General features: G+C 67.4%; 12 protein-coding genes. 4 read left to right on the forward strand and 8 right to left on the reverse strand.

The window, feature by feature from the left end:
• Positions 1–17: 17 nt before the first annotated feature.
• The 7 genes from KZX60_RS11145 to KZX60_RS11175 all read right to left on the reverse strand — a co-directional run bounded on the left by KZX60_RS11145 (position 18) and on the right by KZX60_RS11175 (position 10717).
• Complete coding sequence (locus KZX60_RS11145; RefSeq protein WP_061873202.1) at positions 18–2288, reverse strand: heavy metal translocating P-type ATPase; 2271 nt, start codon at positions 2286–2288, stop codon at positions 18–20.
• A gap of 46 nt (positions 2289–2334) precedes the next feature.
• On the reverse strand, positions 2335–3276 hold the full coding sequence (locus tag KZX60_RS11150) for a hypothetical protein (protein WP_061873203.1): 942 nt from the start codon (positions 3274–3276) through the stop codon (positions 2335–2337).
• Positions 3276–3485: a heavy metal-associated domain-containing protein gene (locus KZX60_RS11155; RefSeq protein ID WP_006213359.1), complete on the reverse strand. Its 210-nt coding sequence runs from the start codon at positions 3483–3485 to the stop codon at positions 3276–3278. Before KZX60_RS11155 ends, KZX60_RS11150 begins: the two co-directional genes overlap by 1 nt.
• A gap of 664 nt (positions 3486–4149) precedes the next feature.
• Positions 4150–5412, reverse strand: coding sequence for an ISL3 family transposase (locus KZX60_RS11160; protein ID WP_158493440.1), 1263 nt, complete (start codon positions 5410–5412; stop codon positions 4150–4152).
• A gap of 69 nt (positions 5413–5481) precedes the next feature.
• Positions 5482–6153: a bifunctional DNA primase/polymerase gene (locus tag KZX60_RS11165; protein WP_334043716.1), complete on the reverse strand. Its 672-nt coding sequence runs from the start codon at positions 6151–6153 to the stop codon at positions 5482–5484.
• A gap of 281 nt (positions 6154–6434) precedes the next feature.
• The gene (locus KZX60_RS11170) at positions 6435–7304 is read right to left on the reverse strand and encodes an AraC family transcriptional regulator (RefSeq protein WP_080695013.1); all 870 of its coding nucleotides are present in this window, start codon (positions 7302–7304) and stop codon (positions 6435–6437) included.
• A 254-nt stretch (positions 7305–7558) separates the two neighbouring features.
• A complete protein-coding gene (locus tag KZX60_RS11175) occupies positions 7559–10717 on the reverse strand; it encodes a cytochrome P450 (protein WP_036340976.1) in 3159 nt (1052 codons plus the stop codon).
• A 211-nt stretch (positions 10718–10928) separates the two neighbouring features.
• Between KZX60_RS11175 and KZX60_RS11180 the strand changes: the two genes are divergently transcribed.
• From KZX60_RS11180 to KZX60_RS11195, 4 genes are all read left to right on the forward strand, one after another.
• Complete coding sequence (locus KZX60_RS11180; protein ID WP_036340973.1) at positions 10929–11570, forward strand: TetR/AcrR family transcriptional regulator; 642 nt, start codon at positions 10929–10931, stop codon at positions 11568–11570.
• Positions 11571–11686: 116 nt separating this feature from the next.
• A complete protein-coding gene (locus tag KZX60_RS11185) occupies positions 11687–13189 on the forward strand; it encodes an MFS transporter (protein WP_036340970.1) in 1503 nt (500 codons plus the stop codon).
• Between the two features lie 55 nt (positions 13190–13244).
• The gene (locus KZX60_RS11190) at positions 13245–13817 is read left to right on the forward strand and encodes a TetR/AcrR family transcriptional regulator (RefSeq protein ID WP_036340967.1); all 573 of its coding nucleotides are present in this window, start codon (positions 13245–13247) and stop codon (positions 13815–13817) included.
• Positions 13818–13849: 32 nt separating this feature from the next.
• Complete coding sequence (locus tag KZX60_RS11195) at positions 13850–14488, forward strand: GNAT family N-acetyltransferase (RefSeq protein WP_036340964.1); 639 nt, start codon at positions 13850–13852, stop codon at positions 14486–14488.
• Positions 14489–14716: 228 nt separating this feature from the next.
• Here KZX60_RS11195 and KZX60_RS11200 read toward each other — a convergent pair whose 3' ends face one another.
• Positions 14717–15979, reverse strand: coding sequence for an ISL3 family transposase (locus KZX60_RS11200; protein WP_158493440.1), 1263 nt, complete (start codon positions 15977–15979; stop codon positions 14717–14719).
• Positions 15980–16090 lie beyond the last annotated feature (111 nt).

Here is a 16090-nt window from a genome sequence, read left to right on the forward strand (position 1 = left end):
GGGTGGGTTCTCGTACGTCACTTCGAGGCGACGCTCGTGAACCCGCGCAGGCGGAGGCTGTTGCCGACGACGAAGACGCTGGAGAACGCCATCGCCGCACCTGCGAGCATGGGGTTGAGCATGCCGAGCGCAGCGACCGGGATCGCGGCGGTGTTGTAAGCGAATGCCCAGAACAGGTTGGTCTTGATCGTCGACAGGGTCTTCCTGGACAGGCGGATCGCGTCGACGGCGGCCCGCAGGTCACCGCGCACGAGCGTGATGTCGGAGGCCTCGATCGCGACGTCCGTGCCGGTGCCCATCGCGAGGCCCAGGTCGGCCTGCGCGAGCGCGGGGGCGTCGTTGACGCCGTCGCCGACCATCGCGACGATCTTGCCCTCTTCCTGGAGGCGGGTGACGACGTCGACCTTGTCCTTGGGTAGCACTTCGGCGATGACCTCGTCGATGCCGACCTCGGACGCGATCTGGCGGGCCACGGCCTCGTTGTCACCGGTGAGCAGCACCGGGGTCAGGCCGATCTCCTTGAGCCCGCGGATCGCCTCGGCGCTCGTGGGCTTGACGGTGTCGGCGACGACCAGGATGCCACGCGCAGCACCGTCCCAGCCGATCGCGACGACCGTCTTGCCCTCGCCCTCGGCCTGGGCCTTCGCCTGTGCGACCTCCGGAGAGAGCTTCTGCGACCAGTCCGCCAGCAGAGACTCGCGGCCGACGACGACCGGGGTCCCCTCGACGATGCCCTGCACGCCCTTGCCCTCGACATTGGCGAAGTCCTCTGGAGTAGGCAGCTGGCCGACTTCCTGGGTCGCGCCCTTGGCGATCGCCTGCGCAATCGGATGCTCGGAAGAGTCTTCCAGTGCACCGGCGAAACGCAGCAGCTCCGCACGATCCACACCGGGCTCAGTGATCACGTCGGTCAGAGTCATCTTGCCGCTGGTGACGGTGCCGGTCTTATCGAGCACGACGGTGTCGACCTTGCGAGTGGACTCCAGCACCTCCGGACCCTTGATGAGGACGCCCATCTGCGCACCGCGCCCGGTGCCGACGAGCAGCGCGGTCGGGGTTGCCAGACCCAGCGCGCAGGGGCAGGCGATGACGAGCACGGCGACCGCTGCGGTGAACGCGGCGGCGACGGGGAACCCGCCTCCCAGCCAGGCGCCGAGGGTGATGAACGCGACGACGATGACGATCGGCACGAAGATGCCGGAGATGCGATCGGCCAGACGCTGCACCTCGGCCTTGCCGGTCTGCGCGTCCTCGACGAGCTTCGCCATCTGTGCGAGCTGTGTGTCCGAACCCACACGAGTCGCCCGCACGACCAGGCGGCCGCCGGCGTTGACGGTGGCACCGGTGACCGAGTCGCCCTCGCGGACCTCGACCGGCACGGACTCGCCGGTGAGCATCGAGGCGTCCACCGCGGAGGAGCCGGAGGTCACGAGACCGTCGGTGGCGATCTTCTCGCCTGGACGGACGATGAACTCGTCGCCGACCGCCAGCTCAGAGGTGGGGATCTTCACCTCTACGCCGTCGCGGAGTACGGCGACTTCCTTCGCGCCCAGCTCCAGGAGGGCGCGCAGCGCGGCCCCGGCCTGGCGCTTGGATCGCTTCTCGAAGTAGCGGCCGGCGAGGATGAACATCGTCACGCCCGCGCCGACTTCGAGGTAGATGTTCGCCGCGCCATCCGACGGAGCGATCGTGAACTCGAAGGGGTGCGTCATGCCGGGAGTGCCGGCAGTGCCGAGGAAGAGCGCGTAGAGCGACCAGAGCAGTGCGACGGAGGTGCCCATCGAGATGAGCGTGTCCATCGTCGCCGCACCGTGCTTGAGGTTTGTCCACGCCGCCTTGTGGAACGGCCAAGCTCCCCAGATGATCACCGGTGCGGCCAGGGCGAGTGAGGCCCACTGCCAATACGTGAACTGCAGCGCGGGGATCATCGCCATCGCGATTACGGGAACAGTGAGCACGATCGCGCCGATCAGCCGATGCCGCAGCGAGGTGAGCTCACTGTCTTCCTCCTCCCCGGCCTCGGTCTCCGACGTGTTCGCCGTAGTGTCCTTGGGCTTGGGCAGTGCGGCCGTGTACCCGGTCTTCTCGACCTCGGCGACCAGCAGTGACGGATCGTAGCCGGCAGGCACGGTGACCTTAGCCTTCTCAGTGGCGTAGTTGACGGTGGCCGCGACGCCATCGAGCTTGTTCAGCTTCTTCTCGATCCGGTTCGCGCAGGAGGCGCAGGTCATCCCGCCGATCTCCAACTCGATGTCCGGCCCACCCGTTGGGGGCGCTGATGTGCTCATCCTCTTCCTTCTTTCTCAGCTCTCGTGCGACGCCGGGCCCTGCGGGTCAGTGGCCGTCGGAATGCGAATCGTCTGTCTTCGTGCCGTCACCATGCTCGGCGTCGATCACGAACTCGGCGGTGTGCACCTGCCCGTCGACCTGGAAGTCCAGGTAGAGCAGGTAACGGTCGGCGGTCGGGGCCTCCGCTGCGAATCCGATGTCGGGTCCGGCCGTGTCCCCGGCCTGGGGCTGGTCGCCCTCGGCGTGGACGTGCAGGTAGGCGAGGTCACCCTCGCGCAGCGCCACTAAGTGGCCGAACGCGCCCAGGTAAGGCTCCAGCGTGGTCACCGGCTGACCGTCACGCTCGACCGAGATGGTGAGCTCGCTTGAGGTGCCCGCAGTGAGGTCGCCGTTGAGGGAGACGGTGTATCCGTCGACCTCGTCGGTGGGCTGCGCCTCGGTCTCGACAGGGGTGAAGTCGCCCGCGACCTCGATTGCGCGGGTGAGAGTGATGCCTTCGGCTTCCTCGCCCGCGGGTGTGAAGTCGGCGTACACGCGGTAGGTGCCCGCCTCGTCCCAGGTCCACGGCACCGACCAGGTGCCTGTGCTCGTGTCGAGTTCGGGGTGCACGTGCTGGAAGCCGGCGCCGTCGGTGCGCACGGCGATCAGGTGCAGGTCCTTCTCGTGCGCGGTGGTGTATTCGGTCACCGGTTCGCCGGACTCGTCGAGGATCTGGAAGCTCAGGTCTCCATCCTCGCCTGCGGCCGTGGGGGCCTGGACCGGAGAGAGCACGAAGCCGTCCGCGCTTGCGGAGACCCCGTTCAGAGCGGGCTCCGCGGTTTCCTGCGCAGCGTCGCCGTGCCCTTCACCGTGTGCGTTCACGCCGCTTCCTTCTGCCCATGCTGCTGCGAAGCTATCGGGAATGACGGCGCCGGCGAGGCCGAAGGCCCCGCCGAACGCCACCACCAACCCGGCCCCGTAGAGCGCGAGCCGTCCTCCGGCCTTCATCAGACGCGCACCGCCGAGTAGCCGGCCTCCTCGACCGCCGCGAGGACCTTGGCGTCGTCGATCTCGCCCTCGGCGGTGACGTTGAGCTTGCCGGTCTGCGCGCTGACTTGGATGTCCTGGACGCCGGGGATCTCGCTGACCTCCTCGCGGATCGACATCTCGCAGTGGCCGCAGGTCATGCCCGTCACCTGGTAATCGTTCGAAGCCATCAGGTGTCCTCCTTGTATGTCGGGTTGTACGTCGGGAGTACCCCTACCGGGTACGTGTACTAGTCAAACGTATACCCATGTCAGGTATTCCGCAAGGAGGGAGGCGATCGTGTGAGCTGCATTGCGCAAGTGCTGCAAACAATGGTTGGAGCGTCCGAGGTGTGCCTTGTGGTGCACCGATGCTGCGGGGCGATCCGCTGGGTTCTGGCGCTGCGCGTCGGAGAGTAGTGACCCCTCGGCTCATCAGAACCGTGGACTGCCTTGCCGCATCGACGAAGGCAGCGAAGACTGGTACGAAACCGACTCGCGCCCAGACCCGTCAGTGAGTGGGGTCAACGCTCGGGAAGCGCGGTGCCGGAGACCCCAGGCAGGGGTCTCTGACGGTGACCCTGGTGAAGGCGCGCGGGCGCAGCAGCACGGGGACAGTCAGTGGCCGGGCCGATCCCGTGGAGGACGTCGTCACCCTCGGGGTTGTCGAGATGCAGCAAAGACTGCACGCGACTCGCCGTGAACCGTTCGGAGAGGGGGCGGGATCCGGTGTGTGAGGGAGCCTGGCCGGACGCCCCTGCCGTGCTGGGGCGGGGAGCAGGCTGGGGTATCGAGTCGACAACTCTAGGCTGTCACCGTGACCACTGTTTTAGGGCTCTCCTGACTGATCCGTGGGTCAGTTCCGGCCCGGTAGGACGGGTCGGTGGCCGCCGAGGTTGAGCATGGCCAGGGCGATGAGGGCTTCGGGGGACTTGAAGCCGAAGGCGACGCGGGTGATGAGCCGAATCTTCGTGTTCACGGACTCGATACGTCCGTTGGACAGGCCGTGCTCGATCGCGGCGAGGATCGAGGCCTTGTGCTTGACGATGCGGCGTTGGAGCTCGACGAAGGCGGGGATGCGGCAACGTCGGGCCCAGCCGATCCAGCGTTCCAGGGCCGTCTCGGCCTCGTCGGCGGGTAGCTGGAAGACCAGGCGCAGTCCTTCCTTGAGCAGGTAGGCCCGGTGCAGGCGCGGGTCGGTCTTGGCGACCCAGGCGAGCTTGGCCTGCTGCCGGGTGGTGAGGTTCTCGGGGTTCTTCCACAGCGCGTACCGGGCGTGCTTGAGCGCCTTGGCGTGCCCGCCGGCCCGCCCGGCCCGGCGCTGCCGGACCGCGCCACGGGCCTCGTTCCACGCCTGGCGACGGACCTCGTCCAGGGCCTCGGTGGCCCACTTGACGATGTGGAACGGATCAGCGCACCGCACCGCGTTCGGGCACCGCTCGGCGACCACGGCGGCGATCCAGTCCGCCCCGTCGGCGCTGACGTGGGTGATCTCGGCGCACCGGTCGGGCCCGAGGGCCTCGAAGAACGCCGCCAGGGTCGCCTTGTCCCGGCCCGGGGCGGCCCAGACGAGCCGGCCGGTGTCGTGGTCGACCACGATCGTGAGGTAGCGGTGGCCCTTCTTGTAGGAGATCTCATCGATGCCGATCCGTCGCAGGCCGGCGAACCGGTCGCCGAGGGCCTCCACGTCGGCCCAGACCCGGGTGATGATCGCCCCGACGGTGCGCCAGGCGATGCGCATCAGCTCGGTGACCGCGGACTTGGAGCACTGCGTGGCCAGCCAGGCCACCTGCTCGTCGAACACCACGGTGTGACCGGCCCCGTGCCTGGCCCACGGGACGGCGGCCACCGTGGGACCGTGCTCGCGGCAGGCCACCCGCGGGGCGTCGGCCTCGAGGTAGACCTGCACCGTGCCCAGATCCAGCGCCCGCCACCGCCGCCGACCCTCGCCACGGTCGTACCCGGGCGACCTGCGCCCGCACCGCCCGCACCGGCCACGCACCCGAGCCCGGGGACGGACATGAGCCACCAGGAGCTGGTCGTCCTCATCGAACTCGATGCCCTCCACGACCGTCTTCTCGACGCCCAGCAAGGACCGCCATAGGCTTGCGTTCCGCACGCCGTTCTCCGCCCTTCAGGTAACTGACCTCAACAGCCAGAAACCTAGGCAGAGAGCGGCGCGCCCTCGTCAACGGCTCGCCAGAACACCCACGGAAGCGTCAGGAGAGCCGTATTTCGGGCGCGGGTCGAGGAAGTCACGCAACTGCTGCGCGTCTAGTAGCGCGACAGGGCGCGTCGCCATGCTCTCGACCCGATACGGCACCCGGCGACCGTCGATGGGGCGCTGTGAGGGCGGCACGATGATGTAGCCGCCGTCGCCCCGAAAGTCGATACCCGCCCGGCCCGCCTGCCACGATCGCTGCTCACGTTCGGCGTCCGTTGGGTAGTACAGATGCCTGCCGCCGGTCGGCGTGGTAACGACCGCCAACGGCTCCGGCAGCAGCCCGGCGCGTGTAGCGCGTCTGAATGCGGGATACCCGTTGACCTTGTGTACATCGACGTCGACGACGACGACACCCGAGGCTGCGCCAGTCGGGATGGCGAGATTCGCATGAGGCCGATGCCGCCACCACGCCTCCACCTGTCTCACATCGTTGGTTGCCTCGTGGAAACCTCGATCGGGAATCGGGCGCTTCCCGCCGGGCGCGCACGGGAACACCGGCACGCCGTGTCGGGCTAGCTCGTGCGCGACCAGCGGTAGCGGCACGTCCCCGCCGAGCCGGGAGAAGACCGCAGCGACCGATGAGGCCCGCCGCTCGATCAGATCGTGCGCCCCGCGAGCGTCGCCTACCTTCACCATCGCCAGACCTCCCTCCCATCCGGAGACCACCCCTCGCTGGGTGGCCCTACGACCGTGAGGTGCGTCGGGAGGATCAGGAAGACGAGACGGACAAGGAATCGAGACTGTGACCGTCAGGCATCTTGAAGAACCCGACGTGTCTATTCCGGACTACCTACGTCGAGGCAGACTGTCCAGCAGTTGTCACGACTGCGGTACACATCGCGCATGACGGGGCACGAATGACGCATCACGCCACGCTGCGCGGAGGTGCGTCGGCTGGAGCTGCCCGCAGGACGTCCCTAGGTCGCGGCCGGGTGAGGTGTCTCCCGAAACTCGGATGGGGATACGCCGAATCGACGTCGGAATCGAGCGGAGGCGATGCGAGAATCCACCCACCCCACTTGCCGGGCGGCCGCGCTTATAGGCACATCGGTTTCTTCGATTAAGCGTGTGAACTCCGTTAATCGAATCTCAGCAAGAAACCGCATCGGAGGCGCGCCGGCGTGTGCCGTAAAGAGACGCGTGAGATGGGTGCGCGACACAGCGACCTCGTTTGCCAGAGAGTTCACAGTCCAAGGTTCCGCCAGTCGAGCGCGCAGAAGGTCAATCGCTTTGGTGACATGGCCAGCTGAGGGTGGCCGGGTCAGCCGTCCAGCGATCGGCCGCCACAACGGGCGAATGGGTTGCGGTGACATGCTAGCGTCCAGGAAGACAGGAAGAACACCGGAAACCCAGCGAGCGAACAGCTCAATGGTGTGGATCGCAGCTACTTCTGGCGCATGGGTACCATCATTCAGGATGCTCATCTGACGCCACAGCGGCTCGACCTTGCGTAGGGCGGCAGTCCCCGGAGTCAACACTATTGCCGTACCATCCCATTCGCAGGGGTGCAGCCCACTGTGAACACGTTCGCGATGAGGAAGAAACCAAGACATCTGCATGCGAAGAAACTGCTCATCTGCATAGATCGACCAGATGCGCACCCGGCCTTGTGGCTTGATCCGGCACCATCTGTCTGCCCCTAGGGCGATCGACATCCCGGCCCTCAGCATATAGTCGCCGTTGGCAGTCTCGATCCGAGTACTGCCTTCCATCACATTCATGATCTGCGCATGGCGAAAGAGCGCTCGACTCGACGCGAGCGTCCGGACAAGTTCGAGAGCCGTCATCCCTCCGGGAACATCTCGGTTCTCTGCTAGCGAGTGCGACCAATCCGCGCCGTTGTCGAGTTCGAGATGGAGTCTCCTCACAGCCTCGCGCGCGCCTATGGCTTACCTCCACGATCAGGAGCAACACGCGAATCGGCGTGAGGTCCGCGTGCACCACTTCCGAAGCGTGCGACGTGACGAGAACTCAGCTCCGAGAGTCTGAGTTCTCGAAAGGAACTGTCAGTCGTCTGAGCCCGCAGTCTCATGTGAGTGGCTCAGAAGAGGTCAGTGGCGTATCGCCCGGTCTGGCTGAGTTCGGTGAGCCAGTTGGGTCCGTGGACGTCCTGGCCGATCCGGGTCAGGGTCTCCTCGACCGCTGGCCCCATGCCGGTGACGTCACCGCACACATACACGTGCGCGCCCTGCTCGATGAGGTCGAGGATGCTGTCTCGTTCGGCCCAGAGCCGGTGCTGGACGTAGCGGACCTCGCCGTCGGGCTTGCGTGAGTATGCCCGGTGCACGCGCAGCGTCCCGGCAGCCTCGTAGGTGGCGAACTCTTCGGCGTAGAGGTCGTCCCAGTCGGGGTGCTGGCAGCCGAAGAACAGCACCGTCTCACCCGCCGGTTCGCCGCCGGTGGCGCGAGCATGACGAGCGTTGATGAAGCCGCGGAACGGGGCGATGCCGGAGCCAGCGGCGATCATGATCGCCGGGATCGAGTTCTGGGCTGGGGGCCGGAAGTGCTCGGTCGGCGAAGCGAGGGTGACGGTGAGCCGGTCGCCGGGCTGGACGCGCTGAAGGTAGCTGGAGGCCGCGCCTCGGTAGGTGCCCGTCCCCGAGAGTGCGGGGCCCTCGATGACTGAGACGGTCAGTGCTACTTCGGTCTGGGTTTCGGCGGCGGAGCTGATCGAGTACTGCCGTGCCCTGGGGGCGGGGAGTCGTTCGATCACCCAGGCCAGGTCGACCTCGCAGGAGGCGAACATCTCCAGCAGGTCCAGCAGTGAGAACCGGCGCTGCCTGATGGTGTCCGCCTGTTCAGGGGAGGCCAGCTTTTCGAGTTCTGCGCGCTCGGGAGGGCAGCGTGTCGTCTCGGCGAGCGAGGCGAGTACCCCCTGCGTGGCTGGGGCGGTCAGGTCGACGTGGCGGGTCAGCAGGTCATCGACCCGCACCGGCACTCCGACGGGGATGCGTCCGCTGGGGGCGTCGGAGTCGATGGTCACCAACTCGTCGCCTGGCAGTGCCAGGCGGGTGAGCATGCGGGTGACGAGTTCGGGGTGGTTCTGCGGCAGCACCGAGAGGTAGTCGCCGGTGCGATACGTCATGCCCTCGGGCAGGCGGAGTTCGAGGTGCCGCTTGGAGCGGGGCGAGTCGCCGCGGACTAGCTCGCGGTTCTCCAGCACGATCGCGGTGGCCTCCTCACGATGGGCGGCGGGCTGGCTGGTGGAGGCGATCCGGTAGCGGGGGCCTGTCGGGGCGGTGTCCTCGATCTGGTAGTGCTCGGACAGTTCGGGCCACAACGGCTGGTACCAGCGTTCCCAGTCGCCGAAGAAGTCGGTGCGGGCATCGGTGGCACCGCGTTCACGAATCCTCGTGGCCCCGGCAGCAGTCATGGCGTCGTCGATGAGGGTGGGGACGCGCTGGTAGGTGGCGGCCCAGTCCAGGCTCCCGCAGCCCAGCACCAGGTATTCAACACCGCTCAGGTCCGGGCCGGTGGTGGTGAGCCAGTCGACGAAGCGCTTCGCATTGTCGGGTGGGGTGCCGTTGTAGGAGGAGGTCACGATGACGACCGGCCCGGCCGTGGGCAGGTCCGCGGTGGCCTCATCGAGGGAGGCCACTCGGGTGTGCCAGCCACGGGCGGCCCCATCGCCGGCGATGGTGCGGGCCAAGCCCTCACTGCTGCCCCCGTTGGAGCCGTAAAGCACCAGCATCGGCGTGCCGTGCGCATCCGCCGGTGGTGTCGCGGCGGCGGACGCCTTCCGAGCAGGAGCAGGAGCAGGGGCGGACGCGGGTGCTGTGGCGTCGGTGCGGAGCTGGGTGTGGCTGAGGCGGTTGGCGGCGTGGATGGTGAGGTTCTTGGGCTTGATCGTCAGCGACTCGGCGATCTTCAGCTCATACCCGGGGTCGGTCAGGGCGATGTCGAAGCGCTGGAGCATCATCGCCAGCACCAAGGTGGCCTCCTGCAACGCGAAGGGACGACCGATGCAGGCCCGTGCGCCGTGGCCGAACGGCATCCACGCATACTCGGGGATCTCATCCATCCGTTCCGGGGAGAACCGGTCCGGGTCGAACCGCGTCGGCTCGGGCCACACGGCCGGATCGGTGTGCAGGGTCGGGAGCATCACCATCACGCTCTCTCCGGCGGCGATGTCGTATCCGCCCAGCGTGGTGTCCTCACTCGGGGACAGCGCGAACGCCGGAGCGGTGGGATGCAGCCGCAGGGTCTCACGCAGAACCTGCCCGATGTAGCCCAACTTGGCCAGGTCAGCGAACTCCGGGGTCCGATCACCCAAGACCTCATCAACCACCTCGCGGGCCTTCGCGAGCACATCGGGGTGGGTCAGCAGCTTGTGGGTCGCGAAGGACAACAGCCCGGAGGTGGTCTCATGCCCGGCGATGAGGAAGGTCGCGAGCTGATACTGGACGTTCTCCTCCGACAGCTTCTCCCCGGTGAGCGGGTCCGCAGCCGACAGCATCCGCTCCAGCAGGTCATCAGGCCGCTGATCGACAGGCCTACCGGCGCGGGCCGTGACGATGTCCTGGGTGATCTGCCGCATGGTGGCGATGTCCTCGCGGTAGCGGCGGTTGGTGCCGACCATGAACGGCTGCACCCCCGGTAGGCGCTCGCTGCGCAGCCCCGCCTCGGTCAGCGCGCCCACCATCGCACCGACGAAAGGGTGATGGTTCTCGGAGTAGAACGAGTTGAACCGCACATCGAACGCACACAGCGCGATCGTGTCCAGCGTCAGCCGGGTCATGTCCTCGGCGACGTCGATCTCCACGTCTGGCCCGAAGCGCTCCCAGCGGACCATCATCTGCTCGGCGATGTCGAGCATCTGGCCAAAGTAGTCCTTCATCGCCATCGTCCCGAACGCCGGCATCAACAACCGGTGCGCCTTCCCCCAGTTCGGCTCCTCGTTGTACGCGGTGAACAGCCCGTCACCACCGAAGTCGCGCACCTGATCGATCGCGTCATGGACCTTCTTCGACCACAACGGACTGGAGCACATCTCCGCCACCAGCGCGTGTTCCGAGGCGAAGATCTGCCGCGTGCCCAGCACATCAAGGGCGAACATGCCGCCGTACTTGGCGTGATAGTCCTCAGCGAACTCGATTGAGGTCTCCTGCGAAGCGCCCAGCACCTCGAACAGGTTCCCCACCACCGGCAGGGCGGCAGGGCCGGGGATACGAGGGGTGCCGGTGGCGTTGGGAGGAGTCATCGAAAGGGCCTTCCTGTTCACGATCTATCGGGTCGAACCGTCCATCGCCCCTGGTGGCTGGCTGTGAGCGGGCGCACCCGGTCAGAGGTCGGAGTGCGGCCTGAAGCCCGGCCATGAGTTCGGGCACCGCGTGACGTCTCCCAACACACTAACTTGGCCACTCGCCTAGGTCAACTGGCCACGTCGTGTGCCCAAGGCGTATGATGGGGCTATGGACGATCGAGGAGAGGCGCGTACGCCGCGCAAACAGATCAGCGCTGGCGAGCGTCGAGAGCAGTTGGTGGCCGCCGCGCTGCGGGTGATGAGGCGCGACGGGATCGCTGCGGCGAGCACCCGTGCGATCTGCGCTGAGGCGGGGATGCCGCACGGGGCGTTTCACTACTGCTTCCACTCCAAGAAGGAGCTGTACGCAGCCCTGCTGGCCAGTGACATCGAGATCGACCTGGGGGCCGCCTGGCCGCATATTTCACCCGATGCAAGCCCGTTTGAGAACATCCGCACCTTGCTGCTGGCGTTCTGGTCACAGATCGAGACCGACCCCGACGCGCAGTTGGTCCTGTTCGACCTGGGCAGCTTCGCGCTGCGCGACCCCGAACTCCAGGAGCTGCCACAGCACGAGCACGCCGCCTCCCTGGAGAAAGCCACCGGCTACATCACCCGCCTGGCGGACGAGGCGCGTCTGGACTTCGCCCAGGACGAGCGAGTGCTCGCCGAACTCGTCCTCGACACACTTAACGGAGTCGCCTGGTCCTGGCTGGCCCACCGAGACAACGACCTCGCCCGCCAGAGCCTGGAACGGTTCGCGAGCCTGGCGGCATCGTTCGCACGCACCAGCAGCGAACACACCAGCTAGCGCCACGCGGCACCTCGCCGCACATCACACCAGCAGTCCTGTACGGGCTGCGCACTACCACCAGAACTGTACCGGCACGACGGTTTAGTTTGAGGAAGATACTGAGGAGACTGAACATGAATGAACTGATGACGCCAGCCAGGCGATGGGCCTCGCTGGCTGTGCTGGTGGGAGCGGTGCTGCTGCTGGCCATTGACGCCACGGTGCTGTATCTGGCGGTGCCGTCGCTGACCGCCGACCTGTCCCCGACGGCCTCGCAGGTGCTGTGGATCGGGGACATCTACTCCCTGGCCCTGGCGGGGCTGCTGGTCACGATGGGGAACCTGGCCGACCGGATTGGGCGCAAGAAGCTGCTGCTGATCGGAGCCGCAGCGTTCGGACTCGCCTCCATCCTGGCCGCCTTCGCGCCGACCGCGGAAGTCCTCATCGCCGCACGCCTGCTGCTGGGTGTGGCCGGAGCGACGATCATGCCCTCGACGCTGTCGCTGATCCGCAACATCTTCACCGATCCGATTGAGCGCACCCGTGCGATCGCGATCTGGTCGGCAGCGGCCGCCAGCGGCATCGCACTTGGCCCTCTGGTAGGCGGGGCACTGCTGGAGAACTTCTGGTGGGGCTCGGTGTTCCTGATCAACCTGCCCGTCATGGCACTGGTCATCGGCCTGGGCGCGTGGTTGCTGCCGGAGTCCCGCAACCCCAACCCCGGCCGGTTCGACCTGATCTCCAGCGGCCTGTCGATGCTGGCGATCATCCCGTTCGTGTACACGATCAAGCAGGTCACCGGCGGCAAGTTCGACCTCCTCACCGCAGCGGCGATCATCGCGAGCGTGGTCGGCGGCATCCTGTTCGTGCGCCGTCAGCGCAAGACCGCCTCTCCGATGATCGACGTGGACCTGTTCCGCGTGCCTGCCTTCAGCGGCGCGGTGCTGGTCAACTTCATCTCGGTGTTCGCCCTCAGCGGTGTGCTGTTCTTCTTCTCCCAGTACCTCCAGCTCGCCCGCGGCCTCAGCCCGCTCCAGGCCGGACTCGCGCAGCTACCCGCCGCCCTCTCGGCGATGGCCGCTGTGGCAGTGGTCGGGTTCCTCCTCACCCGTCTCGGTCGCGGCCGGGCGATCGGGGTGGCTCTGATCACCGGCGCGGTCGGGCTTGGGCTGCTGGCCGCATTGGAGAGCAGCGAGCAGTTGGCCTGGGTGCTGCTGGCCGTGGTCCCACTCGGGCTGGGCATCGGTGTCGCCGAGACCCTGTCGGTGGATGCGGTGGTCTCCGCCGTCAAGCCAGCCAAGGCCGGAGCCGCGGCCTCGGTCGCCGAGACCGCCTACGAGCTCGGCGTGGCCCTGGGCATCGCGATCCTCGGCTCGCTGATGAGCGTGTTCTACCGCGGAGGCCTCGACCTGCCGACAGGTGTTCCCGGCGAGGTAGCGGCCCGGGTCGAGGACTCACTCGCCTCGGCGACCGCGGTCCTCGAGCCCGGAAGCCCGGTCCTGGAAGCCGCGCAGCACGCGTTCGTCTCGGCAATGCAGTCCACCACCCTGATCGCCGGGGGAGTGATGGTCCTCGCCGCGATCGTGGCCTTCACCCTCATCCCGAACAACAAGGACGCCGTCACCGCCGACCACTGAAAACCTGACCACAACTGAAATCCTTGAACCGAACCCACGAGAAAGGAGACGCATCATGGCACGGACCGCCGGACGCAGCGCAGACGAGACCAGACAACTCATCCTGACCTCGGCCGCACGCCTGATCGGCCGGCACGGCACCACGGTGCCCGTGACCGACATCGCCGAGGCCGCCGGGGTCTCCAAAGGCGGCCTGCTCTACCACTTCCCGAACAAGGAAACACTGCTGAACGGGGTGGCCACCAACCTGATGACCCAGTTCCGCAGCCACGTCGAGCAGGCCGCGACCGCCGAGCCCGAAGGGGTCCCGGGCAGACTCACCCGCGCCTACATCCGCGTCAGCTTCGCTCACGCCGGGGACCCCAGCGGGCTACGCGACTACATCGCCCTAGCCGCTCACCTGATGTTCGAGCCCGCCCTAGAAGAACTCGCCCAAGCAGACGCCGCGCAGTGGCGCAGCGCGCTCTTCGAAGACGGCCTCGACCCCGCGATCGCTCGCATGGTCATCGCCGCCACCGACGGGTCCAACAGCGCCCCGCTGTGGGGAGCCGTCCTGACCGAGCCCGACCGCACCGCCCTCGAAGCCGACCTGATCGCCCTCACGCAACGTGACGACTCATCCGGCTGACCCACACCATTCACGGAAAGGAAAACCACGCCATGACCAACATCGTCTACCGCCCCTACCAGCCGCAAGACGCCGAGGACATCAAGAAGATCATCAACGAAGCCTTCTACATCCACCGCTACGTCACCGGCCGCCTGGTCCTTGACAGTGCGCTGGAGATCTACCTGCGCGAGCGCCTCCTGGCCAGCACCTGGACCCGCGTCGCGGTCCAGGACGAACGTGTCGTCGGCATCATCATGGGCCAAGTCGACGGGCAGCCACGCCTCGGCGGCCGATTCACCAACCGACTCCTGACCCTGGCGCACACGCTCCGCGCCGGCATCCTCGGCCTGCCCCAGTGGAAGTCGATGCGCCAATACTTCGCCTTCGACCGCGTATACGGTGAGCTGCGCAAGAAAACCCCGAGCCCGCTGACCGACGAACTGACGCTCTTCGCCGTGGACTCCAGCACCCGCGGACTCGGCATCGGCAAGACCCTCTACCGCGACTACCTCGACCACCTCCGCAGCCTCGGACGCAGCGACTTCTACCTCTACACCGACTCCCTGTGCACCTTCCAGTTCTACGAGAAGCAGGGCATGACCCGCACCGCCTCCGAAGACATGAACCTCGTCCTCGACGGCAAACCTGAAGCCCTAGGCGTCTACCTGTACTCGGGCACCGCCACCTAAGACCACGACACGAGCACCGGGCTCCAGGACTTCAAGCCCGGAACCCTCGATGGGACAATGGGTCGCATCGGCCCGTTCCCGCCTACGGCACGCGATCGTCGCCGAACACCGGCAGACCGACCACGCCACCCGACACGAAAGCAGGAGCCGATGGCACGTACACGTTCCCGCGGAGGGTTCTGGGTCGGCGCGGTCGCAGAAATCTGGCTCTCCTGACTGATCCGTGGGTCAGTTCCGGCCCGGTAGGACGGGTCGGTGGCCGCCGAGGTTGAGCATGGCCAGGGCGATGAGGGCTTCGGGGGACTTGAAGCCGAAGGCGACGCGGGTGATGAGCCGAATCTTCGTGTTCACGGACTCGATACGTCCGTTGGACAGGCCGTGCTCGATCGCGGCGAGGATCGAGGCCTTGTGCTTGACGATGCGGCGTTGGAGCTCGACGAAGGCGGGGATGCGGCAACGTCGGGCCCAGCCGATCCAGCGTTCCAGGGCCGTCTCGGCCTCGTCGGCGGGTAGCTGGAAGACCAGGCGCAGTCCTTCCTTGAGCAGGTAGGCCCGGTGCAGGCGCGGGTCGGTCTTGGCGACCCAGGCGAGCTTGGCCTGCTGCCGGGTGGTGAGGTTCTCGGGGTTCTTCCACAGCGCGTACCGGGCGTGCTTGAGCGCCTTGGCGTGCCCGCCGGCCCGCCCGGCCCGGCGCTGCCGGACCGCGCCACGGGCCTCGTTCCACGCCTGGCGACGGACCTCGTCCAGGGCCTCGGTGGCCCACTTGACGATGTGGAACGGATCAGCGCACCGCACCGCGTTCGGGCACCGCTCGGCGACCACGGCGGCGATCCAGTCCGCCCCGTCGGCGCTGACGTGGGTGATCTCGGCGCACCGGTCGGGCCCGAGGGCCTCGAAGAACGCCGCCAGGGTCGCCTTGTCCCGGCCCGGGGCGGCCCAGACGAGCCGGCCGGTGTCGTGGTCGACCACGATCGTGAGGTAGCGGTGGCCCTTCTTGTAGGAGATCTCATCGATGCCGATCCGTCGCAGGCCGGCGAACCGGTCGCCGAGGGCCTCCACGTCGGCCCAGACCCGGGTGATGATCGCCCCGACGGTGCGCCAGGCGATGCGCATCAGCTCGGTGACCGCGGACTTGGAGCACTGCGTGGCCAGCCAGGCCACCTGCTCGTCGAACACCACGGTGTGACCGGCCCCGTGCCTGGCCCACGGGACGGCGGCCACCGTGGGACCGTGCTCGCGGCAGGCCACCCGCGGGGCGTCGGCCTCGAGGTAGACCTGCACCGTGCCCAGATCCAGCGCCCGCCACCGCCGCCGACCCTCGCCACGGTCGTACCCGGGCGACCTGCGCCCGCACCGCCCGCACCGGCCACGCACCCGAGCCCGGGGACGGACATGAGCCACCAGGAGCTGGTCGTCCTCATCGAACTCGATGCCCTCCACGACCGTCTTCTCGACGCCCAGCAAGGACCGCCATAGGCTTGCGTTCCGCACGCCGTTCTCCGCCCTTCAGGTAACTGACCTCAACAGCCAGAAACCTAGGCAGAGAGCGGCGCGCCCTCGTCAACGGCTCGCCAGAACACCCACGGAAGCGTCAGGAGAGCC

This window comes from Micrococcus sp. EYE_212, assembly GCF_023147585.1.
In the GTDB taxonomy this organism is placed as follows: domain Bacteria; phylum Actinomycetota; class Actinomycetes; order Actinomycetales; family Micrococcaceae; genus Micrococcus.